Annotated in this window: 14 protein-coding genes; 8 read left to right on the forward strand and 6 right to left on the reverse strand. The window is 63.3% G+C overall.

Annotated elements, in window-relative coordinates; genetic code table 11:
- Positions 1-175 precede the first annotated feature (175 nt).
- Positions 176-2,542, reverse strand: a complete 2,367-nt coding sequence (locus I55_RS22890) for a TonB-dependent receptor (RefSeq protein WP_044562905.1) — start codon at positions 2,540-2,542, stop codon at positions 176-178.
- Between the two features lie 829 nt (positions 2,543-3,371).
- Here I55_RS22890 and I55_RS22895 point away from each other — a divergent pair.
- Positions 3,372-5,426, forward strand: coding sequence for a TonB-dependent receptor (locus tag I55_RS22895; protein ID WP_064742528.1), 2,055 nt, complete (start codon positions 3,372-3,374; stop codon positions 5,424-5,426).
- A gap of 92 nt (positions 5,427-5,518) precedes the next feature.
- Here the strand turns inward: I55_RS22895 and I55_RS22900 are convergent, their stop codons facing one another.
- Genes I55_RS22900 through I55_RS22910 form a run of 3 tightly spaced genes read right to left on the reverse strand, consistent with a single transcriptional unit; the run spans position 5,519 to position 8,119 of the window.
- Entirely contained in the window at positions 5,519-6,007 is a 489-nt protein-coding gene (locus I55_RS22900) for a nuclear transport factor 2 family protein (protein WP_159107258.1), read from the reverse strand.
- A 52-nt stretch (positions 6,008-6,059) separates the two neighbouring features.
- The gene (locus tag I55_RS22905; RefSeq protein WP_044562906.1) at positions 6,060-6,971 is read right to left on the reverse strand and encodes a fumarylacetoacetate hydrolase family protein; all 912 of its coding nucleotides are present in this window, start codon (positions 6,969-6,971) and stop codon (positions 6,060-6,062) included.
- A gap of 20 nt (positions 6,972-6,991) precedes the next feature.
- Positions 6,992-8,119, reverse strand: coding sequence for a cupin domain-containing protein (locus I55_RS22910; RefSeq protein ID WP_044562907.1), 1,128 nt, complete (start codon positions 8,117-8,119; stop codon positions 6,992-6,994).
- A gap of 129 nt (positions 8,120-8,248) precedes the next feature.
- Here I55_RS22910 and I55_RS22915 point away from each other — a divergent pair, with 129 nt between their 5' ends.
- Positions 8,249-8,878: a flavin reductase family protein gene (locus I55_RS22915; RefSeq protein WP_044562908.1), complete on the forward strand. Its 630-nt coding sequence runs from the start codon at positions 8,249-8,251 to the stop codon at positions 8,876-8,878.
- Here the strand turns inward: I55_RS22915 and I55_RS22920 are convergent, their stop codons facing one another.
- Together I55_RS22920 and I55_RS22925 are read right to left on the reverse strand one after the other, a co-directional pair.
- On the reverse strand, positions 8,879-10,276 hold the full coding sequence (locus I55_RS22920) for a serine hydrolase (RefSeq protein WP_044562909.1): 1,398 nt from the start codon (positions 10,274-10,276) through the stop codon (positions 8,879-8,881).
- Between the two features lie 114 nt (positions 10,277-10,390).
- A complete protein-coding gene (locus I55_RS22925; RefSeq protein WP_148293919.1) occupies positions 10,391-11,788 on the reverse strand; it encodes a hypothetical protein in 1,398 nt (465 codons plus the stop codon).
- A gap of 433 nt (positions 11,789-12,221) precedes the next feature.
- Here I55_RS22925 and I55_RS22930 point away from each other — a divergent pair, with 433 nt between their 5' ends.
- The 6 genes from I55_RS22930 to I55_RS22955 all read left to right on the forward strand — a co-directional run bounded on the left by I55_RS22930 (position 12,222) and on the right by I55_RS22955 (position 20,275).
- On the forward strand, positions 12,222-12,608 hold the full coding sequence (locus I55_RS22930; protein WP_044562911.1) for a DUF6152 family protein: 387 nt from the start codon (positions 12,222-12,224) through the stop codon (positions 12,606-12,608).
- 139 nt (positions 12,609-12,747) lie between these two features.
- Positions 12,748-13,509, forward strand: coding sequence for a hypothetical protein (locus I55_RS22935; RefSeq protein WP_252181275.1), 762 nt, complete (start codon positions 12,748-12,750; stop codon positions 13,507-13,509).
- 128 nt (positions 13,510-13,637) lie between these two features.
- Positions 13,638-14,972 carry a DUF4185 domain-containing protein gene (locus I55_RS22940; RefSeq protein WP_252181276.1) on the forward strand — a complete coding sequence of 445 codons (1,335 nt, stop codon included), beginning with the start codon at positions 13,638-13,640 and terminating at the stop codon, positions 14,970-14,972.
- Between the two features lie 76 nt (positions 14,973-15,048).
- On the forward strand, positions 15,049-17,214 hold the full coding sequence (locus tag I55_RS22945) for an indolepyruvate ferredoxin oxidoreductase subunit alpha (RefSeq protein ID WP_252181277.1): 2,166 nt from the start codon (positions 15,049-15,051) through the stop codon (positions 17,212-17,214).
- A complete protein-coding gene (locus tag I55_RS22950; protein WP_044562914.1) occupies positions 17,214-18,782 on the forward strand; it encodes an indolepyruvate oxidoreductase subunit beta family protein in 1,569 nt (522 codons plus the stop codon). The genes I55_RS22945 and I55_RS22950 overlap by 1 nt, the downstream gene beginning before the upstream one ends.
- Complete coding sequence (locus tag I55_RS22955; RefSeq protein ID WP_199902693.1) at positions 18,782-20,275, forward strand: alpha/beta hydrolase domain-containing protein; 1,494 nt, start codon at positions 18,782-18,784, stop codon at positions 20,273-20,275. Before I55_RS22950 ends, I55_RS22955 begins: the two co-directional genes overlap by 1 nt.
- The last annotated feature ends 9 nt before the right edge of the window (positions 20,276-20,284 follow it).

Consider the following 20,284-nt stretch of genomic DNA (forward strand, 5'->3'; position numbering starts at 1 on the left):
CGTATCAGGAAATCGCGTCTTTGGGGCATGCGAAATCACTCCATGATCAGGGCGTTGGTCGCCCTGCAGGAACTGGAATTTTTTCCGGCCAGGGGCAGACCACCTCGACGGGCGGCCTGCTACTGGCCGGTCAAGCAGGCGACCTTCGAATTCAAGTCGCCGCGAAGCCCCATCCTCAGAAACTCTGCTGGAACTGCACGCCGAATTGGCGTGGGCGGCTGACCACGCCACGGGGGTAGCGTTCATAGGTTCCGTCAGCAAGAAGCGTCTGACGTTCGAAGCCCGCGGCAGGCTGATCACCAAAGTTCAGGCGTTCATCCAGCAGATTCTTGACGTAAAATAAGACCTGGGATTGCCCGAAACTCACGCCGATATTGCCGTTGACCATGTTGAACGCCTGGCGCACCACAAAGCCTCCGCGCCCGGTCGGGACATCGACGGAGCCGGTATAGCTGTAGTCGGCAGCAATAAAGAGCTGATAGTCTTGACTGAGGTCCACCTGGTAGAATCCAGATATGGTCCCACTCCATTGCGGAACCTGAGAAAGGGGACTGTTCGCGGGTTGCGGCAGCACGCCGGGATCCAGAAGGACGCCATCGGTATAGCCGAGCCCCAACTCGATCGTGAAAGGCACCCCGGCGAAGGGACGGCCGGAAACCTCCATTTCACCGCCCCGGATACGCGCCTTACCCGCATTCGTCGTGACGGACAGGGTGCAGGTGGGCAAATAAACCGACTGCTGGATGTCGGACCAGTCAATTTGAAAGACCGCCGCGGACGCACTGAGCCGGCCCTCTGCCAGGCGGCTCTTAATTCCGGCCTCATAGCTCCACAGCGTGTCGGATCGATACTGCCGCAACGCATCGCCATTCAGGCCCAAATGCGCGAGGTCGGCCGAACAAAGATCCGCCGGAAGGGATTGCTGCGCGCCCCCGGCCCTGAAGCCCTTGGACACAGAGGCATAGATATTGCCCTGCTCGTCCAGCTTATAGGAGACCACGGCTTTGGGAATGAGCCCCGACTCGCTGTTCCCGATAGCTGGCACATAGGATGACCCCGCGGGTAGGAAGACGAATCCCTGGTCCTCGTTTGCGTCGGTCTTCTGATTTGTCCAATATTGCCGCAGGCCTGCCGTGACGGTCAGCTTCGGGATGATCTCATAATATAGTTCGCTGAAAAGCGCCGCATCGTTGCTGTGAATGAACGTGCCATTGGCGGCGAGATAGGACGGATTGAAGCCCGCGTCGGCCAGCGCCGGGATCGGAGTGACCGGCACGGTGTCACGGCGGTTCTGATGCTGGTAGAATACCCCGGCAATGCCGGAGAGGTGCGGCAATAGCGTGCCATCGTCGAAGGAAACGCGACTTTCGTGTGTGAGCCGCGTTTCGGTATGGTGGGTATCCTGGTAAATGGGTGTATTGCCGAAGTCGATCCCTGTAGCCTGGGTAAGGTACAGGTTGCTCCCCTCGGTGTCGTCTTCCCGCTCGTTGATCCGGCGCGCGAAATAGCTGGTGGAAGAAGCCACGGAGATATCGTCTCCGGTATAGTTCAGGACGAACGACCCAATACCCCAGCGATCCCGGGAATATTCCTGCACGTCTTGGGCACGATCCACCGTGTAGGATAAGGGTTTATAATCGGGATAGGGTACGTAGGCGGCCGGAAAGCCGTGCAGGTCGCTTGACTGGCCCATGGCGCTGATGGTCGCCTCCACCTCGTCCGTCAGTTTGGCCCGTAGCGTGACCGACGCCGCGTAGGTGTCGTTGCGACCCTGTCCATCCCTGGAGACGAGATTGCCGGAAGCGTCGGGAAACCGGCGCGTGATGAATCCGGAATCCCGGGTATCGGCAATGGCGACATCGAGGCCGAGCCGACCGGGAGCAAGCACGACATTTGCGATGACGTTGCCATCATAATCGAGCCCCCCGCCTTCGGTACCGCCGCCCTGCACTTGCACCTCGCTCGAATTCTCAGTCAATGAGGGCTTGCGGGTGATGAAGCGCACGTTGCCACCCATGGAACTGGCACCGAAAAGGGTTCCCTGGGGGCCCTTGAGCACTTCGATGCGATCGAGGTCCAGTGTCAACGGACTGACCGATGAGGGCACCGGCGTGTCATTGATATAGTAGGATGTCGTCCCACTGCCCGCCACGCCGCGGATGGTGGTCTGGCGGCTACCGCTCCACAACAGATCCGCTCCTTGACCATATTGGAAGGTCAGGTTGGGAATGCGGGTCGCATAATCGGTAAAATTCTGAATGTTCTGCGTCTTCAGATAATCGGACGAATAGGCGGTGATGGAGGCTGGAACATCCAACGCCTTCTCATCCTTCCGCCTGGCCGAGACGACGATCTCGGCAATATTGAGTCCATCGCTGCCGTCATTCTGCTTCGAGGCTTGCTCCTGTGCATAGACCACGCTTGTTGGAGTGGACAGGACGGAACAGGCGAGCAGTAGTACGCGTAAAGATATGAATGTTTTTCGTTCATTTGGAATTGCGGCGCCGCATTCCAAGATCAGCCGATTCTTCAAATCCCTCATGACGGTTTGCTCTCCCCGATTTTGAAAATATGCTTGTTGGCCAGCTTGCGCTTCGCTCCCAGTCAGCGCTTGTCGCGGTTCAAGCCTCGACACCGTCATTTGGCCAGCCTTGGCGGCTGTTTTTGAATCGCAACAATGAAGCTGAATACGTATATTTGTTGCTTAATGTAAACGCTTCCTGAGATAAACGCAGCAAGGCCGCTTGAAACCGTCCGGAAACGTTTCGGAGTGTGCCGTAACGTCGTCCGAGAGCGCCCGTACGTGTGTACGTTCCCCGGTCGTGGCTGGAGGGACAGCATGTCAAGGCGACCAGGGGGCCCGAAGGCGTGACCCCGAAGGCGTGACCCCGAAGGCGTGACTGGGACGGCAAGGCGCGACCGGCATCGGCCCTGGCGCTACGGTTGATGATGCGTGAGCATGGACATGCTGCTGCAGGTGGTTGGCCGCACCCAGTCATCACGAATACCAACGGCTTCCTGGCCACCGGTCAATTCTGCGGCTTGGAACTGTTCACCCCAAGGGGGAAGTCCAGTACCGGGTCAATGTTTGGTGTAGATTGACAGGCCGGTACCAGTCAATTACTGGATCTCCATCTCCATCAGCTACCGGTCCTTGGCACCGTGACTAGAAGAGTGCGCCTGTCGTCGCACCGCTTCATTGGCATCGTAACCGTACGTAACTTGCGCGCTGAGCCTTCCCCTGCCGGATATAGGCGGAAAGCACAACAGGGAGGTGAACCGTGCAGGATTTAAGGGCGGTCCAGAAGGACGGACGCCGCGTGTGTGAGGCTGGAAGCTGTCGGAAAGGAACACGCACCCTCAAGGTGACCATGCTGACAGGTTGTCTGATTTCAGCTGTCAGCCACATCGCGTTGGCGGAGACCGACAACAATATCGCCGAAGACGTGATCGTGACCGCCGAGCGCCGTGATTTGATCGGCAGCGCACTGACCTCCAGTCAGGGAGTGGTGGTCAAGGATGAGTTGGATCTGCTGCCGGCCTATCGCGTGGGCCAAATGCTGGAAACGGTGCCCGGTCTGGTGGTGACCAGTCATAGCGGTGAGGGCAAGGCCAACCAATACCTGCTGCGGGGGTTCAATCTGGACCACGGCACCGACTTGGCCGTCAGTATCGACGGCATGCCTGTCAACATGCGCACCCATGCCCATGGCCAGGGCTATACCGACCTGAACTTCGTCATCCCGGAACTGGCCGACGGCTTGGGTTATACCAAGGGCCCCTATTTCGCGGCCCAGGGCGACTTCTCGGCGGTTGGATCGGTCCAGATGGGCTACGGCAACCAGATTGCGAGCCAGATGGCGTTGACGGCCGGCACGCTGGGCTATCAGCGTGCCTTTGCCGCCGGCACGACCGATCTAGGGCCTGGTCACCTCACCGCGGGCGGGGAACTGGTGCATTACGATGGCCCCTGGGACCATCCGGACAACCTGCGCAAGGGGAACGCTGTGCTGCGTTACGGCCAAGGCGACCGTTACGATGGCTTCACCGTCACCGCGATGTATTACCATGCCTTATGGAACGCCACGACCGATCAGCCGGCGCGCGCAATTGATGACGGCTTGATCGGCCGCTACGGTACCTTGGACCCGTCAGATGGCGGCAAGGCTCAGCGCATGAGCCTGTCCGGCACCCTCGCCGTGTCGGTGGACAAGGGCTGGCTGGCCGGCGGCGCCGTGAAGGCCAATGCCTATGTCGTCAACAACCAGCTGACGCTGTGGAACAACTTCACCCATTTCCTGGATAATCCGATGCTGGGAGACCAGCATGAGCAAAACGAGAACCGCATGGTGGCGGGCGGGGCGGTCAGCTACGCCAAGACATTGTCCTTGTTCGGTGTCGATCATGAACTGCTGACCGGCCTGGATGTTCGTTTCGACGACGTGAACGTTGATCTGCTGGCCACCCACCAGCGCGTGCCTTATGAGGCACTGGGCGACGACAACGTCCGGGAGGCCGGCAGCGGCGCCTACCTTCAGGCGATCAGCCATTGGACACCCTGGCTGCGCACCGTTGCCGGCGCGCGCGAGGATTACCTGACCGGTACCGACCATGGCACCAACGCCGGCGTGGTGGCCGCCCGTCTGGCCCAGCCCAAGGGCAGTGTTATTTTCACCCCCTGGGACAGCACGGAGATTTATGTCAGCGCGGGCCGCGGCTTCCATAGCAATGATGTACGCGGCGCAACCCAGGGCAGGGCGCCGCTGCTGCCCAAGGTGGATGGGACGGAAGTGGGTTTGCGAAGCACCCTCCTGCCCAACCTCACGGCCACGCTGACGGCCTTCCAGATGGATTTCGTGTCGGAACTGACATACGACGCCGACGCGGGCCAGACGAAGGCGGGACGTCCCAGCCGGCGCCGGGGGCTGGAACTGAACACCACCTACGCGCCCTGGTCCTGGCTGGAACTCTATGGCAGCGTCGCCTTCAGCCACGCCCGCTATACCGACCGCGATCCTGCGGGCGATTTCATCCCTGACGCCCCCAAATACATCGCTTCCCTGGCCCTGTACCTGAAGGACCTGGGATCATGGGGCGGGGCGGGGCCGTGGGCCGCCGGCACCTGGGCGGAAGGGCGTCTGTCGGGCGGGCTGGAATTCCGTTATCTCGGCGCCCATCCCTTGATCGAGGACAACAGCATCCAGTCCAACGGGTATAGCGAATGGAATCTGAGCCTGGACTATAAGTTGGACAGCGGCTTGCGCCTGGGTATCGGCGTCTACAACATGTTCAATAGCAAGGACGATGCCGCCGACTATTACTATACCGACCGCCTGCAAGGCGACCCGGCGGCGGGCGTTTCCGACATGCACATCCATCCGCTGGAACCCCGGTCCGTCCGGTTCACCATCGCGCGGCAATTCTGACGGCCTTGGGGGCGGATCGCGTGGTGGCGTACCGCCACCGGCGATCCGCCCCGGATATCCGGTGAAGCGGGCATGCTCCGCGCGGCTGGGGATCACGCTCCCTTCGGCCGTGACCAGGCCCAGCCGCTGATCCGCCAGCCGGCGGCCTCTCGGCGCAGGGCCACGGTGAAGATCGCCCCGATTTCCGCGCCCGGCTTTCCGTTGAGTTTGTAGTGGAAGTCGGCCGGAACGACGACGTAAGCCCTGTCCGCTTCAATGTCCACCCGCCACGGCTTGCGCAGCTTGTTGACCCCGTCGGTCAGGCCGATCGACTGGTTGAAAGCCGCCAATGCGGCTGCCCATTGGGCGCATGTGCCCTTGCCGTGCCATTGAAAGGGCGCGAATTCGTCGACGATCGACGTTTCCTCGGCACAGGCGGCGATGGCGGTCGCAACATCGCCCTGGTTCAAGCTGTCCACCCACTGGTTGACGGTTTTCATCACATCGTCGCGCTCGGCGGCAACGGCATGCTGATTCAATAGAACCATACCGGTGACTGCGATTGTGAGGGCGCGCCCGGCGCGCCGAAGCATCTGTCTCATGGCTTCTTCCTGGTGGTGAAATGGCAGGTGTGTCCCCTGAGGCGCATCGTGGCTAGCGCGCGACCACCGGATGCCGCAGCGTGCCGATGCCATCGACCGTTGCCACAATCACGTCGCCCGGCCACAGCCATTCTTGCGGGTTACGGCCGGCGCCAACACCGGCGGGCGTGCCGGTTGCGATGATGTCGCCCGGTTCCAACGTGATGCCCCGGCTGATGTCGGCGATCAACTCATCAACCTTGAACAGCATATAGGCAGTATTGCTGCGCTGCTTTTCCACGCCGTTGACGGTCAGCCACAGGTCGAGCGACTGCGGATCGGGGATTTCGTCGGCGGTGACGACGACAGGCCCCATGGGGCAATAGCTGTCCTGTCCCTTGGAATAAATCCACTGGCCGGCGCGGCGGCAATCGCGGGCGCTCATGTCGATGCAGACGGTGTAGCCGAAGACATGGCGCAGCGCGTCGGCACGGGGCACGCTCCGGGCTTTCGTGCCGACAATGACCGCCAGTTCCACCTCCCAATCCAGCTGCTGGGTGATCGTGCCATCATGCAGGATCGGTTCGCCTGGCCCGATGACGCTGGTCGGCGGCTTGGAGAAGATCACGGGCTGGCGCGGCAGATCCGGTGAGGTGTCCAGCGACTTGGCGCTTTCGGCGACATGCTGGGTGTAATTGAGGCCGATGCCGAAGATGTTCTTGCGGGGACGGGGTATAGGGGCCAGCAGCGTCACGTTCGCCAGCGGCGCGGTGGTGCCGAGCGGGAACACCCCCTCGCACTCCGCGATCAGCCGGGTGGCGATCGCCACCGCCTGCGGACCCAGGTCGATGAATTCCAGCATCGAGGAGGGGAAAGGCGCGTGTTTCGCGCCGCCGAAGCGGGCCAGGTCGATCACGAGATCGCCGGCGATGGCGCCGAGACGCGCGGCCGACTCCACATCGACGCGGTAAGTGACGAGACGCATGGAAATTCCTTCAGGGTTGGTCAGGAAAGAACCGGCTGATGTCCGCCGTTCTCGCCCAGGGCTTCTTCCCGGTAGAGGCCGAGCGCGTGCATGACGGGCAGGTCGTGGAAGCTGAACAGGCAGGCGTCCTCGGTGACGGAGGCATTGGCGTGTTCGTGATACATCCAGGATGGGACAACGAAGATGTCCCGCTCCTGCCAATCGAAACGCTGGCCGTTGATCACCGACCAGCCCCGGCCTTTGGCGCACTGATAGACGAAGCTACCGGTCTGGCGGTGGGCCTTGGTTCGTTCCCCCGGCCGCAACATCTGCATCGTCGCGCCGATGGTCGGCATCACCGGCCCCCCCGTGGCCGGGTTCACGTAATCCATGATGATGCCGTCGAAGGGCGAGCCGTCCGAGACCCCCGCGTAACGCGATAGCGCCTCATAGGTCGGTGCCCACTCGTACTTCAGCAGCGGCGAATAGCGTTTGGCCCAGGCCTGGCCGGCCGGCCGCAGGCCTGACCCGGCCCACAGGGCAAGGCTGTCATTGACGGGGTGGGAGATCGCCTGGCGAAGGTCCGGATGAACCTCATAGAAGTTGGCGTCGAGCGCGTTCATCAAGGGAATGTCGAGGCCATCCTGCCAAATGCAGATCGTGCCATCCTCCGCCACGCCGTGTTCGTGCCAGGTGCCGTTGGGGGTCAGCACGAAGTCGTTGGCGCCCAAGGTCATCTTGTGACCATCGACATTGGTGAAGGCGCCGGCGCCCTCCATGATGAAGCGAAGCGCCGACGCGCTGTGGCGGTGGCTGGAGGCGCACTCGCCCGGCTTCATCACCTGAAGCCCGGAATAAAGCCACCCCACGGCGGCGACGACATCCGAACGCCCCTTGTTCTCCAGATAAACCACGCGGCGCCCGGCCTGCTCCGGTGTGACGAGGTCAAGCGCCCTTAGCACATCCCCGCGCAGATCCTGGAACCGCCAGATCATGGGAACCGACGATGAGCTGGGCTGCCATGGCTCGATCTTGTTGGCGACAGTCCACAGCGCACCCGTGCCCAAGGTGCTGAGCCGCCGATAATAGTCAATTAATTCAGGTGTATCGGACACATTGGCGCGGCCAACGACATCCTCCCGATACGCGTCGTAGGTGATTTGGGGCATCGCGCCCTCCGAGGAATTTATTATAGGCTTAAAATATCTTGCCTGGTTGGCGGATGCAAGTATCTTGGCTGGCATGTCAGCGCCGCCAAGGCGCCCCCATGGATAGACACGCGAAGGGTGCCCGTTCAGATGGACTTCGACTTCAGGCAGCTGGCTGCTGCCGACCGCTACAAGCTGATGAGTGCCGTGATCACCCCCCGGCCCATCGCCTGGCTGACCACCCGGTCCGTGGAGGGCGCGCGGAACGCCGCGCCCTACAGCTTCTTCAACATGATGGGGGCGGAACCTCCGCTGGTGGCTATTGGGCTTATGCGCCGGCCCGACGGCACCTTGAAGGACAGCGCCAGGAATATCCTGGAAACCGGCGACTTCGTGGTGAACCTGGTGAGTGAAGCCGACGCGCCGGCGATGAATTTCACCTGCATAGACGCGCCCCCGGACTTTGATGAGCTGGAGCATGCGGGGGTCGCCGTCGCCCCCTCGGTCACGGTCGCTCCTCCGCGGATCGCCTCTGCTCCGGTTTCGATGGAATGCCGGCTTTTCCACCACGTCGATGCCGGACAGTCGACGGTCGTCTTGGGCGAGGTATTGCATTTTCACATCCGCGACGACCTGGTCGATGCGCGGCGCCTGCATGTGGACACCCTTGCCATGGCGCTGGTCGCGCGGATGCACGGTGCGGGGTGGTATACTCGCTCAACCGACCTGTTCCAGCTTTCACGGCCATCCTATGCGGAGTGGCCGGGGGCGGCGGGCTGATTACAGGGGCGCATCCCAGGCGGGAAGGGGGGAGATGACCAGGTTGCCGATTTTGCCGTTGGCTGCGACGGTGACGCTGACCTCGATGACCCCATGCTCAAAGCGGGCGCGATACCGATATAGCGTGTCGCCGCACATGTCCCGGCGGTCGAACGGTGCCAGCTCCTGCAGTGGGCCCAGCGCGGATAGGACCTTGGTGTCGTCGGCCATCAATTCCGTGAAGTCCAACTGGGCGAAATCCGTGAAGTCACCATACGCGACGCGGCCTGCCGCCATGTCACCCAGCAGGCGCCTCACGCGCACGGTCATGGCCGGTTCCCTGTCCTCTATTGGCGCGGCCGGCGGCCGGGCCAGGTTGGGCTCCACGATTTCCGCGACGTGGCGGGCGATGGTTCCGACGTGGGCATTGTCGCTGTTGGCAAAGACAGTGACCGCGAGGTCCCCTTCCAGATAGCGGACGGCATAGGTCTGGAAGCCCTGCCAACTGCCGGCGTGCCACCAGACGCCGCTTTGAGCCGCGGCGTGCTGGAACCAGCCGAATCCATAGGGGTAGCCGCATCCATTGTTCAGGCGGGCCGGCTTGGCAATCTCGGCCCAGGACTCATCTGTCAGGATCCGATGGTCCGCCATGCCGGCGGCCCAGGCCGCATAATCGAGAATGGACAGATACAGCGACCCATCGGCTGTCGAGTTCGCGGTTGGCGAAATCCATTCGGCGTTGCGTGGCTTGCCGTCCCGCATCTCATAACCAGCCGCCCGGTTGGGAATCACTGCCGTCTCATCAATGGCCCGCGCCGTGCGCATTCCCAGCGGCGTGAATAACCGCTGCTGCAGGAAATCGGCGTAATATTGTCCGCTGACCCGCTTCACCAGAAAGCCCAGGACAATGTAATCGGAATAACTGAAGCGCCAGCGCGCGCCGGCGGGAAAATTCAGCGCCTCGCCCGTGATGATTCCCAGCAATTGGGCGTCGGTGTAGTCGGCGCGGAAATCCCCATTCGGGGTCGCCGGCAGGCCCGACGTGTGATTGAGCAGGTGCCGGATCGTGATGGGCCGCCAACTGGACGGGACTTCTGGAAGATATGCCCGGATGGACTCATCCAGCCGGATTTTGCCATCCTGCACCAACAACATCACCCCCGCGGCGGTCAGTTGCATGCCGGTCGCCCCGGTCTTGAATAGTGTGTCCGGATGGACCGGCACCTGATGTTCCAGATTGGCGAAGCCGTACCCTTGGGCGCGCAGAAGCCGCCCATCGCGCACAACCGCGACCGCGAGCCCGGGAATGCCATCGCGGGCCATTTCGGCGGTGATGTAATCATCGACCGGTTCGGCGGCTGCGGTCGCCGACAGTCCCAGCAGAATGGCGGCGGCCAGAAGATAGTCGATCCTGTTCATGGCGAATACTTCTGGCAGCCGAGGCTTGGGGGAACAATTGCCGAAGCGGCCAATCCCTTGGCGAAAATGGCCCCTTGGCGAAAACGACCTCCGCCCCGCCGGGGGGCTGGCCGTTCAGCGTGGCGCCAGGGGCGCCACCGGCGTATCCGAAGGCGACGGTGAATCGGCCGCCGCTGTGGACTTGTCCCAGATCCCCTGAGAGCGCAGTTCCCTATGCAGGACCAGCGTCGCGCCAATATTGAGGCTCGCCATCGTGCGAACCCGGTACAGCATTTCGAAGCCGCGAAAGGATACGTTGCCGTTGAAACCGGTCGCGGCGATCCGCGCGGGATCGCCCGCCAACTCTGCCATTTCCAGTAGTCCAGGGTCGCGGATTCCCGCGATGATCATGACGGTGTTTCCAGCGGGACCGGGCAGGCTGGCCATATAGCCGTAGTCCATGCGGGGAATGCGTTCTTCGGTAAGGACGACGCCATCGGACTGGTATGTCATGCCAGTCGCGGTGTCGGTCAACTCATTGGCCGTGTCGCCAAGCTTGAAGCCCGAAGCCTGGAACAGGGGGTCGCGCAGCAGGACGCTCAGACCACCCAGCAGGCCGACATAAATGACGTCGGATGATTTGAACGTGTCTGGAACCAGCTGCGAGGCGGAAATCAGCTTGATGGGCCGCGTTTGCCCGCGCGTGATGGTGCGCAGGAGGGCGTGGATTTTCTCCAGCGCCATGATGGTGCTGGACGAGACATATTGCTCCCTGGACGCTGTGATGCGCTCACCCTCCGCCGGGTGGCGCATCAGGTAGATGTCCAGATCCTCGCGGGCGGGAATGGAATGGTCCCAGACAAGACGGGGGGCCGCTGCGGATACGTTCCCCTGATCCGGCGTCTGGCCGAACAGGAAATAGTCGCCCATAACGATCGTTATCGGCCGGTCACTGCTGGCGAGGGGGCGCCAGATGGCGGGCCATATCGGCGGCTTCGGCGCCGCCGGAAAAAAGAAAAGAAGGGCGAGAAGCGCCATGAGGCCGGCGGCGCCCAAGGCTAGCCACTTGCGCGCCAGGGGCGGTGCCTTGCCGGCAGGGGAAGGGGGGACGGGAGCCTTGTCCTCGACAGCCATTTCAGCAACGCCGGTCAGTTGGACGCTGTATTCCCCGAGGGGGATCGACAGGCCGGGGCCAGGCCGCTCCTTATAAACATCCTCCATCAGTTTGCGCAGGCGATGGATGTAGACCCGGACGGTCGCGTCCTGGGGTGAGTCGACTGTGCGACCGGCGGAGAATATCTCGTTGGTGATCTCCAATTCGGTCGGCGGCCGCATCTCGATGGTTCGTTCCAACAGGAAGTCGAACAGACGGAGAAGCTTATCCGACCGCTTGGAACCGAGTTCGTCACGCAGCACCTGCGCCGCGTCACGCAGTTGGTCTTGCCGGGATGGCGGCGTGCGGCTTTCGGTGGGGCCCGTCCCTTCGTCGCTACGCTGATGTGGTGAAGGGGGCCGATGCGACCAGAGCTTCATGCCGTGTCAAACCTTCAGCGATGCGTGCCTGATTAAGGGCCAGCCAATTCATGTAACGCTTGGGCCACCCTTGATGGTGGCTGGCTCACAACAGGCATGAAGCGCCGCCACGCCATAACCTTTTCAGGATCCAGCCCTGGAAACCCTATTGAAACGTCTATGCGTTCCCGCCCTGTAACGGTTTCACAACTGTAATCGCCGCCGTGAGCGGGGGGCAAGTGATAAGACTTTCCGGACCGTCCCCGCATTGGCGCGGCAAGGTCGGCGGCGGCCGGATAATGGGCCGGATAATGGGAGGATGGGGCTGCGTGCTAGGGATTGCTTCAGGCATCCGCTTCATGATTCCCGCCGTGGCTTCACGCATCGTCCGGACAAAGGCGGCGGCGTGGCCGCGCGACGCGCGACAATCGGTCTTATGAACAGGAGTTGATTGATGAAACTGGGCAAGAAAGCGGTATCGGCGGCAAGGATCGCTGGCCTCGTCGCGGCCGTGATCGCCACGCCGGCCTTGGCTCACCATTCCTTTGCGATGTTCGATCAGACGAAGATCGAGCAGCTGACCAAGGCCACCGTTACCGAATTTCGTTTCGCCAACCCGCATTCGTTCGTCGTTGTCAGTGTTGATGGGGCGAATGGAAAGACCAATTACGCCTTGGAGTGCAGCAGCGTGAACATGATGAGTGCTGCGGGATGGGATCCGACGACGATCAAGGCGGGCGATACCGTCAATATCGCCTTCTATCCGCTGCGCGACGGACGCCCCGGCGGGATGTTGAAGACCATCACGGTTCCCGACGGCAGGACCTTGAGCGGCTGGTGATGCCGGGGGGCTGTGGGGGAGTGACGCCGCCTGGCGGTTAACTCCTGGCCGGTACTGCGCCGCCGACTGATGGGCGGCGACTAATAGATAATGATTTGAAGGGACTGGGAGGTTTGTGATGAGGCTTGGGAAGCCCCTGATGCTCGCCGTGGCCGTGGCGGCGCTCTGCGCCGGGCCGGTGGCGCATGTCGCTGCGGCGCCCGCGCGCCATGCGGCGGAGCCCTATATGACTGGTGTATGGGAAATATATCCCGACCCCTTCGCTGGTGATGAAAACACCTTCAAGGAACTTCCGGTGCCCGGCGACGGACCGAACCTGAAGGAGCCGTACGCGACCCAGTGGAAAAAGCTCCGGGCGGAACGCGACGCCAAGCTCAAGGCGGGCACGCCGCTGGTCGATCCCAGCACGCTGTGTTTGCCCGAAGGCATGCCGACGATCATGGGGGCCATATTCCCGTTGGAATTCCTCCAGACCAAGGGGCGGCTGACCGTGCTGGCCGAGTTCCTCAGCCAGACGCGGCGGATTTATCTCGACCGGCCGATGCCGCCCCTCAACAAGCTGGTGCCGTCCTACTATGGAATGTCAGTCGGCCATTGGGAGGGCGATACCCTGGTCGTCACGACGCGCGGCGTGAAGGAGGATGTTCGCTTTTTCGAAATCCCTCACAGCGGCGATATGGCGATCACCGAGCGTATCCGCCTGACGGCTCCGGACAAGATGGAAGATCAGATCACCATCGACGACCCCAAGATGCTGGTCGAGCCCTACCGCTTTACCTACGGCTACAAGCGGAACGACAAGTACCAGATCATGGAATACTACTGCGACCGCGAAGATCCGCTGTTCAACGTGAAGTCGGATGGCACCGTTGAAATGAAATCGACCAACGAAATCAAGTAACGGGCCAGGGGCGTGCCCGCCGTTCGGCGGGGCCCGACCTTCGGCCATTTCCGCGCCGTCCGCCGCCTTCGCGGCAGGCGTACGTTTCCCCGAGGCAAGCCAATCGCCTTTCCCGGGAGCACGACAGCATGTCGCATAGACGGAATTTTCTTAAGCAGGCCCTGGCGGCCGGGGTCGGCGCGGCGCACACCCTGTACGCGCCCGCGACCCTTGCCGGCGAACGGGCCTCGGCCGGCCGCGCCCATGGCATTGGTTCGGCCATCCGGCGCGACGACACGATTCGGCTGTCGGACAGCCTGGGTGATGGCTATCATATGACCTGGACCGCCGCCGACCGCCAAGCCGTGGCCGTCAATGACGGCACCGGCTGGGCCGATCCCCCCGCGGCCTTTTATAATACGCGGCTGTGGACCGTGGAGGGGCCCGCCCCAGGCACGTCGTTCGGCGACATGCGGGGCTATCCGGAACTCGACCGCGCCGCGCGGTCGGAGGGCGCGCCATCCTACTATGGCTTTGGCCTATTATCGGTGCGCGGCCGTCTGTACCAGTTTTTGAGCACGCTTGACGATGCCAAGGACAGGCCGCGGCATTGGACCGGGGCGAAGCTCATCCATTCGGAAGATGGTGGGCGGACCTGGCGTAACCAGGATGGTTCCCTGCCGGTGGTGTGGGAGGATTGGGGGGAACAGAACCGTGACCGGTTCGTCTTCTTTGGTGAGCCGGATGGCTGCTTTTCCCTCCTGTCGGTCTTGCAGATGGGACAGGATTACAGCGCCAACCGCGATGGCCATGTCTATGTCTACAGTCCGAATGGAAACCGTGACGGCCTGATGAACCAGCTCGTCATGGCCCGGGTGCGCGTGGAGCACATCCTGGATCGGCGCGCCTATGAGTTCTTTGGCGGCCATCTGGCCGGTGGTGGCGCGCGCTGGGTCAAGGACATTGCGGATCGGGTGCCGGTGCATGTCTTTCCGGAGGGATGGGTCAACCACACCAACCTGTTCCCGGGGGACCTTGTCCTGGAATCCTGGCTGCCCAGTGTCGTCTACAACGCGGCGCTGGATCTGTACATGATGGCCAGCGCCGGCATTGGCTGTGCGCCTGACGGGACCGAGTTCGGCAAGCCCAGCTACCTGGGCTTATGGGTGTCCTCGGCCCCGTGGGGCCCCTGGCGGCAGGTCTATGAGGAAACGGCCTGGATGCCCGGCGGCGATGCTGCGGCGCGCGCTTATGGTCCGCAGATCGCGCCCAAGTGGGTCGCGCCCGACGGCATGTCGTTCTGGCTGGTCTGGGCCGATCTCAACGGCATCCGGGAGTTCGCCAAGGACGAAGATCGCCTGGCCGCCGCCCTGGAAAAGGCGGATGGCCCCCGGGCGCGGGCCGGGATCGAGGCGAATTTCCTGCACCGGTACATGCCGGGCTTTTCCTTCAACGCGCAACGCGTCGACCTGATCCTCACCTGAGGGCCAGGGCCCTGCCGGTAGGGTGACGGCCACCGGAATACTTTAAACTTAAACATATGCGGCTGCATATTCATGGATGACGGACATGGCTGAGCGTTCTTTCGCCAAGGAGGTTGAGCACCTGCGACTGGGGGACGGCGACGTTTTCCGGGGCGAGGCGATCCTGGCGATCACCAAGGGTCTGCTGCAGGCCGGTGTCTCTTATGTGGGCGGATACCAGGGTTCCCCCATTTCCCACCTCATGGATGTCCTGGCCGATGCGAAGGACATCCTCGACGAACTGGGCGTGAATTTTCAAAGTTCCGCGAACGAGGCCACGGCGGCGGCCATGCTTTCGGCCTCCGTCATGTATCCGCTGCGCGGCGCCGTGGCCTGGAAGTCCACGGTCGGGACCAACGTGGCCTCCGACGCGCTGGCCAATCTCGCATCCGGCGGGGTCACCGGCGGCGCCCTGGTCATCATTGGCGAGGATTATGGCGAGGGCTCCTCCATCATGCAGGAGCGCACGCACGCATTTGCGATGAAGTCGCAGATGTGGCTGCTGGACCCCCGACCGGACCATGCGTGCATCGTGAATTTGATCGCCCGCGGCTTCGAATTGTCGGAAGCCTCGAACACGCCGGTCATGCTGGAAGTGCGGGTCCGCACCTGCCACATGCATGGCAGTTTCGTGTGCAAGGACAATGTCCGCCCGCCCTTCACCATCGATGACGCGCTGAACGCGCCGAAGCGGGATCTCAGCCGCATCGTGCTGCCCCCGGCGGCGTATGAGCATGAGCGGGAAAAAATCGCGCGGCGCCTGCCGGCGGCGGTCGATTTCATCCGTACGCACCGGCTGAACGAGCTGTTCGGCCCGGCCGCGGGCAAGGTCGGTATCGCCTTGCAGGGCGGCATGTACAACAACGTGATCCGCGCCTTGCAGTATCTCGGCCTGTCCGACGCCTATGGCGATACCCAGGTGCCGCTGTATGTCATGAACGTCACCTATCCGGTGATCGACAGCGAGATCGCCGATTTTTCGGTGGGCAAGGACGCCATCCTCATGGTGGAGGAAGGGCAGCCGGAATATCTGGAGCAGGCCCTCAACACCGTGCTGCGCCGCCGCGACATCTCCACGCGCGTGCGCGGCAAGGACGTCCTGCCGATGGCCGGCGATTACACGATACAGGCGCTGGCGCGGGGCATCCAGGCGTTCCTTGACGATCATTCTCCGGCCCTGCTGGGTAATCGCCCACCGGTCCCCGATGCGGCCCCGGTGTTGGCGGATCCCAGGGTCGAACGGTTGAGGTCGGTCGTGCCGCCCCGTCCGCCGGGTCTGTGCACCGGCTGCCCCGAACGGCCGATCTTCGCCGCCATGAAGCTGGTGCAGCAGGAGCTGGGCGAGCACCATGTGTCCGCGGACATCGGTTGCCACCTGTTCTCCATCCTGCCGCCCTTCAATATTGGCACGACGACCATGGGCTTCGGCTTGGGGGCCGCCTCGGCCGCCGCCTTCAGCAAGGGCAGCGGCAAGCGTTCGATCGCGGTCATGGGCGATGGCGGCTTCTGGCACAACGGCCTGACCAGCGGGATCGGGAACGCCGTTTTCAACAAGCACGACGGCGTCTTTGTCATTGTCGACAACTTCTATTCGTCGGCGACCGGTGGCCAGGACATCCTTTCCTCCCGCGCGTGGAATAAAAATCGCCAGACGAACAACCCGATATCGAACGCGGTCAGGGGCGTGGGCGCCACCTGGGTGCGCGAGATCGACCGCACCTACGATGTGGGCAGGATGCGATCGGTGCTGAAAGAGGCGCTGACGACGAAGGAGGAAGGGCCGAAGATCATCATCGCCTCTTCCGAATGCATGCTCAACCGGCAGCGGCGGGAGAAGCCCCTCACGGCGAAGTCGATCAAGGCCGGCAAGCGCGTGGTCAAGGAGCGCTTCGGCGTCGATGAGGATATATGCACCGGCGACCATGCCTGCATCCGGTTGTCCGGCTGCCCGTCGCTCTCGGTCAAACACCTTGACGACCCCTTGCGGGATGATCCCGTGGCCGCGATCGACAATTCCTGTGTCGGCTGCGGCAATTGTGGCGAGGTCTCAGAGGCGGCCGCCCTCTGCCCCTCCTTCTATCGGGCCGAGGTGATCCACAATCCAACCTGGTGGGACAGGGCTAAAGCCCGCCTTGCGATGGCCTTGATCGGCTTTCTGCAGCAGCGGCGTGCCCGCCATCGCATCGCGTTCGAGGTGGCGTGATGGGGGACAATATCCTCAAATTGCCGCTGGCCACCGCCGGAGCCATGACCGAGCGGCCCATTTCCATCGCCATCGTCGCCATGGGGGGACAGGGCGGTGGCGTCTTGTCCGGCTGGATTGTCCAGTTGGCGGAAAATGCCGGCTGGGTGGCGCAGTCGACCTCGGTGCCCGGCGTGGCGCAGCGCACGGGCGCCACCATTTATTACATTGAAATGATGCCGCCCGCCGGGGGCCGCCCACCCATTCTGGCGCAGATGCCGACGCCGGGCGATGTCGACGTCGTGCTGGCGTCGGAATTCATGGAGGCCGGGCGGTCGATCCTCAGGGGCATCGTCACCCCCGAGCGGACCACCCTGATTGCCTCCAGCCACCGCTCCTTCGCGATTTCGGAAAAAAGCGCGCCGGGCAAGGGCATCGCCGACAGTGGCGCCGTGGTTGACGCCATCGGGGTCACGGCGCGCCAGCAGATCGTCTTTAACATGGACGAACTAGCGACGCGCAACGGCAGCGTCATCTCTTCGGCCATGTTCGGCGCGCTGGCCGGATCCAGGGCCCTTCCTTTCGACCGCGACGCCTATCATGCCGTCATCAAGCAGGACGGCAAGGGCGTGGCCGCCAGCCTGAAGGCCTTCGACGCGGCCTTTGAGCGGGCGGCACAGCCGGCTCCCTCCGCTGATCCGGTCCCCGTTCCGTCGGCACCGGGGCTGGGTGTCGTCCCGTCGTCTGCCGCCGATCCGCGCGTGGCCGGCTTGCTCGATCTGCTGCGGACGTCGCTGCCTCAGGACGCCTGGGCGATGGCGTGGGCGGGCCTGCGCAAGGTCGTCGATTATCAGGATGAGCGTTACGGGCGCGAGTATCTCGAAATTCTCACCCGCCTGTATGACATCGACCGGCAGGTGGGCGGGGGCTCCCGGGGCCATGACTTCACCGTGACGGCGGCCAAGCATGTTGCGAACGCGATGGCCTATGACGATGTCATCCGTGTCGCCGACCTCAAGACCCGCCCCGGCCGGCGCAGCCGCATCGTGCGGGAAGTCGGGGTGGGGTCGCACCAGGTGCTGACCACCACCGAATTCATGCACCCCCGCATGGAGGAGATGGCCGGTCTGTTGCCAGCGGGGCTCGGGCGCTGGCTGAAGCGGCGGAATGCCCTCTATGCCTGGCTGGACCGCCGGGTGAACAAGGGACGCCGGGTGCGGACCTATTCGCCCGTCTGGTTCCTGGTGCTCCATACGCTGGGCGGGATGCGCTGGCTGCGGCGGCGTTCGCTGCGGCATGCCGAGGAGGTGGCCCACCGCGACGCCTGGCTCGGCTGCGCCGGCGATCTTGTCCGCGAAGACTACGCCCTGGGCGTGGAGGTGCTGAAATGCCGCCGCCTGGTCAAGGGCTATTCGGACACACACGCGCGGGGACTGTCGAAATTCGACACGGTGGTCGCGGAAATCCGCCGTCTCGCCCACCGCGACGATGCGGCGGACTGGGCCCGGCGCCTGCGCGAAACAGCGATCAAGGACGGGGAGGGGGGCGATCTGGACGGCTTGATCCGCACGATCCGCTCCTTCTGCTGATGACCGGCCGGGGCTTTCCGGCGGCCTTCCTGGCCTTCCTCCTGTTTGGCGGCTGGGTGGGCGTCGCATGGGGGGAGGTGCCCGCCATGCCGGTGATCCTTCCCGTGCCGCCGAGTGGCCAGCCGCCCCTGTCCTCGGCGCTGCGGGCCACCCACCCCGGGACCGAATATGCCGATCTCGGCGGGAGCGGCTATGTCGAGGACGAGTACTACATGTCGGGCGTCGCGCCCGCGATCACGGCGCAGGGGGCGATACTTTTCCAGCTTCCTTACATCACCCGCATTCTGGTGCGGAGGCCCAAGGACCCGCGCAAGTTCAACGGCACCGTGGTGATGGAACCCTTCACCTGGATCGGTGAACGCGGGGCCGGCTGGATTCTGACCAAGGACTATCTGATCCGGCAGGGCTACGCATGGGTGGGATACAGCCTCAACATCAACAAGCCCGCGCAGGATCCCAAGACCACGACCGATCCCGATTGGCGGCCCGATCCGGAACCGCAGGATCTCAACCTCGACTTCATGCGCCGGTTCGACTACGCGCGCTATGCTCCGCTGGGGACGTATTACGATCCCGTGCGGTTCCAACGGGGCGGCCATGCCGACCCCTTCGTTCCGCAGTCCCAAGGCATCGGCGCGCAACTCGCTTTGGCGCTCAAGTCCAACCTGCCGGATGGGCCGATGCGCGGGCTGGAGGTCAGCCGCGTCTATGTCGACAGCTGGGCGGTGACGGCGCAGGTCTGGATGGACTACCTGGATCAAGGGCGCCATCAGCAATGGCGCATGCCGGACGGACGGCCCCTTATCGACGCCTACATGACGGGCAAGATGTCTTTCGGAGAGGTGGGCGGTGACGTCATCCGCGTGCCCCGTCATATGCCGGACGATGCGCCGTTCGTGGTCGTCTACAGCGAGTCAGAGGCCATGCACGACGCGATCGAACAGATCGCCGTCCCGGCGGACAGCGATCGCCCGCGCCTGCGCTATTACGAGGTGGCCGGTGTTTCCCACCTGCGTCTTGCCGACCTCGGAACCGAGGAAGTTGAGGATTTGCCGGCGGATGTAGGCAAGGAAACGGACCCGCGCTGCCGCCATCTTTATGACGAGCCCGCGCAGATGGTCGTATCCGCCCTTCTCGACGCGATGGACCGTTGGGTCCGGGATGGCAAGCCGATGCCCAAAGCGCCCCGTTTCAAGCGGGAGGGTCGCGGCATCGCGCGGGATCCGGAAGCCGGGAACATGATCGGGGGCGTGCGCCCAGCGTGGATCGAGGTGCCGGCGGCGGCCTACCTCACCGACCAGGAAACCGGTTGCGGCATGGTCTACGACACCAAGGTGCCCTACGCGCGGGACAGGTTGAGATCGCTCTACGGCGATTTCGCCACGTACGCCCGCAAGTTCGAGGCGGCGAAATCACGGTCCGTGAGCGAGGGCTATCTGCTGCCTGCGGATGCCGCTCGGTTGGTGCCGATCGCCAAGCCGGACGACTTTTGACGGTACGTA

The organism is Azospirillum sp. B4, assembly GCF_000333275.1.
In the GTDB taxonomy this organism is placed as follows: Bacteria; Pseudomonadota; Alphaproteobacteria; order Azospirillales; family Azospirillaceae; genus Nitrospirillum.

Excerpts from the sequence above, each read along its gene's own strand:
- I55_RS22955 (WP_199902693.1), top strand. The coding sequence starts at position 18,782 with ATGACCGGCCGGGGCTTTCCGGCGGCCTTCCTGGCCTTCCTCCTGTTT.
- I55_RS22925 (WP_148293919.1), bottom strand. The coding sequence starts at position 11,788 with ATGAAGCTCTGGTCGCATCGGCCCCCTTCACCACATCAGCGTAGCGAC.
- I55_RS22910 (WP_044562907.1), bottom strand. The coding sequence starts at position 8,119 with ATGCCCCAAATCACCTACGACGCGTATCGGGAGGATGTCGTTGGCCGC.
- I55_RS22945 (WP_252181277.1), top strand. The coding sequence starts at position 15,049 with ATGACGGACATGGCTGAGCGTTCTTTCGCCAAGGAGGTTGAGCACCTG.
- I55_RS22930 (WP_044562911.1), top strand. The coding sequence starts at position 12,222 with ATGAAACTGGGCAAGAAAGCGGTATCGGCGGCAAGGATCGCTGGCCTC.
- I55_RS22915 (WP_044562908.1), top strand. The coding sequence starts at position 8,249 with ATGGACTTCGACTTCAGGCAGCTGGCTGCTGCCGACCGCTACAAGCTG.
- I55_RS22920 (WP_044562909.1), bottom strand. The coding sequence starts at position 10,276 with ATGAACAGGATCGACTATCTTCTGGCCGCCGCCATTCTGCTGGGACTG.
- I55_RS22890 (WP_044562905.1), bottom strand. The coding sequence starts at position 2,542 with ATGAGGGATTTGAAGAATCGGCTGATCTTGGAATGCGGCGCCGCAATT.
- I55_RS22895 (WP_064742528.1), top strand. The coding sequence starts at position 3,372 with ATGCTGACAGGTTGTCTGATTTCAGCTGTCAGCCACATCGCGTTGGCG.
- I55_RS22900 (WP_159107258.1), bottom strand. The coding sequence starts at position 6,007 with ATGAGACAGATGCTTCGGCGCGCCGGGCGCGCCCTCACAATCGCAGTC.
- I55_RS22905 (WP_044562906.1), bottom strand. The coding sequence starts at position 6,971 with ATGCGTCTCGTCACTTACCGCGTCGATGTGGAGTCGGCCGCGCGTCTC.
- I55_RS22940 (WP_252181276.1), top strand. The coding sequence starts at position 13,638 with ATGTCGCATAGACGGAATTTTCTTAAGCAGGCCCTGGCGGCCGGGGTC.
- I55_RS22950 (WP_044562914.1), top strand. The coding sequence starts at position 17,214 with ATGGGGGACAATATCCTCAAATTGCCGCTGGCCACCGCCGGAGCCATG.
- I55_RS22935 (WP_252181275.1), top strand. The coding sequence starts at position 12,748 with ATGCTCGCCGTGGCCGTGGCGGCGCTCTGCGCCGGGCCGGTGGCGCAT.